This window comes from Arthrobacter sp. B0316-5-4 (genome assembly GCF_059090325.1).
Window position 1 is genome coordinate 1 of record NZ_JBNHFN010000017.1, and the last position, 1,946, is coordinate 1,946.

The window sequence follows — 1,946 nt, forward strand, 5'->3', positions numbered from 1 at the left end:
GGGAGAGTAGGACACCGCCGGACACACATTAACGGGGAGCCCCGACCACCACGGTCGGGGCTCCACCCATTTAACCCACACAACACAACACAGGTATGAGCTCACCATCAGGGAAGCCCCCGGCCGCTAATCGCAGGACGGGCTTCCCGCCGTCATGCTTTCACGACGTCGCCCCGCGCCAATGCGAAAGGCAAGCGGTCGAAGATGATTCGGATCTCCACGATCCGGCCGTCCTGGACTCGATGGAGTTCAGCGCCGGGGGCGCTCGGCACCGCGTCATTTCCTGTGCTGTACATAAGGAGCGCTTCGTCGTCGGCGCCGAATGCTGCCAAGAGCGTGGATCCTGTAAGCGAGGCAGCGAAGGGTTCCATAAACGCACGTACGGCGTCCCTGCCGTTCAGTTCGCCTGCGGGTGCGTGGCAGATGACATTCTCGGCCAAGTATGAGGACGCTGAGTCGAGCATGCCGGCTGTCCAGGAGCGGTAGTACGCAACGGAGATATCGACGGCGGTGCCTTTCTTGTCGGTCATGGCTGGGTTTCCTTTCGTAGATGGGTACGTCTGTATAGACACCGCGGCCAGGCAGATCGGAACGCTGCTTCGGGAGCGCGTGTCAGGATGGAGACGTGACATCTGCGGAGTTGGAAGCTGCCTGGGCCGGCGATGAAAGGGCATTCGCTTCACTCATGTCGCCCTTCCTGCGGGAACTTCACGTGCACTGTTACAGGATCACTGGCTCCGTTGATGATGCCGACGACGTTCTGCAGGAGGTTTTGCTCGCGGCGTGGAAGGGCCTTCGTGGTTTTTCGGGGCGATCATCGTTGCGGACGTGGCTATATCGGATTGCGACCACCCGTTCGTTGAACCTTCTGCGGGATCGCGGCCGTCGACCCTTTCCGGCACCCCTTCCTCCCTTCGAGCCGCCGACTCCAAGCGATCTGTTCGATCAACCACATTTTCAGCCGTACCCGGATGCTTGGGTCAACGAACTTGATCCTGCTGCGCAGGCAATTGCCCGTGAAAGTGTTGAGCTTGCCTTTGTGCTGGCTCTTCAACGCATGCCTCCGCGCCAGGCAGCGGTGCTGATGCTGTGCGACGTATTGGATTTCACCGTCAGTGAGGCTGCCGAGATGCTCTCGATTGGTAAAAGTGCAGCCAAGGGTCTTTTGCAGAGGGCTCGCGCTGGACGGCCTACTTCTCCACCCCAAGCCACGGAAGCGGCGCAACAGGACATCGCCCGCAAGTTTGCCGAGGCCTTCTCCCGGGATGATATTGATGCCCTCGTTGGGCTTCTTACTGATCAGTGCTGGCTTGCTATGCCGCCGGCAACCGAACGCTACGTTGGCCGTACCGCCGTCGGGAGTTTCCTGCGCGCAAGTGCGTCGGGCCGGCGCGGCGGCAGCTATGCGCTGTCCGCAGCCAGGGCGGGAGGCAGGCCGGCGTTTGTCTGCTACCTCGACGGCCGGGCCCGGGGGCTGTTGATTATTGAACCGACATGGGACGGCAGCAAGATCGCCTCAATCATGCGGATCCTTGACGACGGATTCCACAGGCATTTGGGGGCGCCCGACCTTCTCGAGTGAAGGGGCATCGAGCCCGGCCGCGTTGTCCAGGAATGAAGGTTCGACGGCGGTTTGGTGGGGGTTTGGTGGGTGGTTGGGGTGGGGTGTGGGGGTGGATTTGCGTTGGGGGTGTGGGGGGTGTATTGTTTTCTGAGTCGCCGGGTGCGAAACGGAAAGCCGGAAGGTGTGTACGGTTCGGTAGGCGGCCAAAAATAACTCTTCTTTTCCAATGGCCCTGTTGTGATGCGCTGCTTTGTGTGGTGTTCCGGTGGGGTGATGTTTTGGGGGGTCTGTTGTTTGAGAACTCAATAGTGTGCCAAGTTTGTTGATACCGATTGTTTTATCAATTGGTTGAATTATGCCGGTACTGTCATGCACCCCCGTG

Annotated in this window: 2 protein-coding genes; one reads left to right on the top strand and one right to left on the bottom strand. The window is 60.0% G+C overall.

Annotation, left to right across the window (positions count from 1 at the left end):
• Positions 1–152: 152 nt before the first annotated feature.
• Entirely contained in the window at positions 153–530 is a 378-nt protein-coding gene (locus tag AC5RU9_RS21260) for a nuclear transport factor 2 family protein (protein WP_494018068.1), read from the bottom strand.
• A 95-nt stretch (positions 531–625) separates the two neighbouring features.
• Here AC5RU9_RS21260 and AC5RU9_RS21265 point away from each other — a divergent pair, with 95 nt between their 5' ends.
• Positions 626–1,582, top strand: a complete 957-nt coding sequence (locus AC5RU9_RS21265) for an RNA polymerase subunit sigma-70 (protein ID WP_494018069.1) — start codon at positions 626–628, stop codon at positions 1,580–1,582.
• The last annotated feature ends 364 nt before the right edge of the window (positions 1,583–1,946 follow it).

What these genes read in the sequence shown, in the direction of transcription:
- AC5RU9_RS21260 (WP_494018068.1), bottom strand. Translation starts at nt 530, where the DNA reads ATGACCGACAAGAAAGGCACCGCCGTCGATATCTCCGTTGCGTACTAC.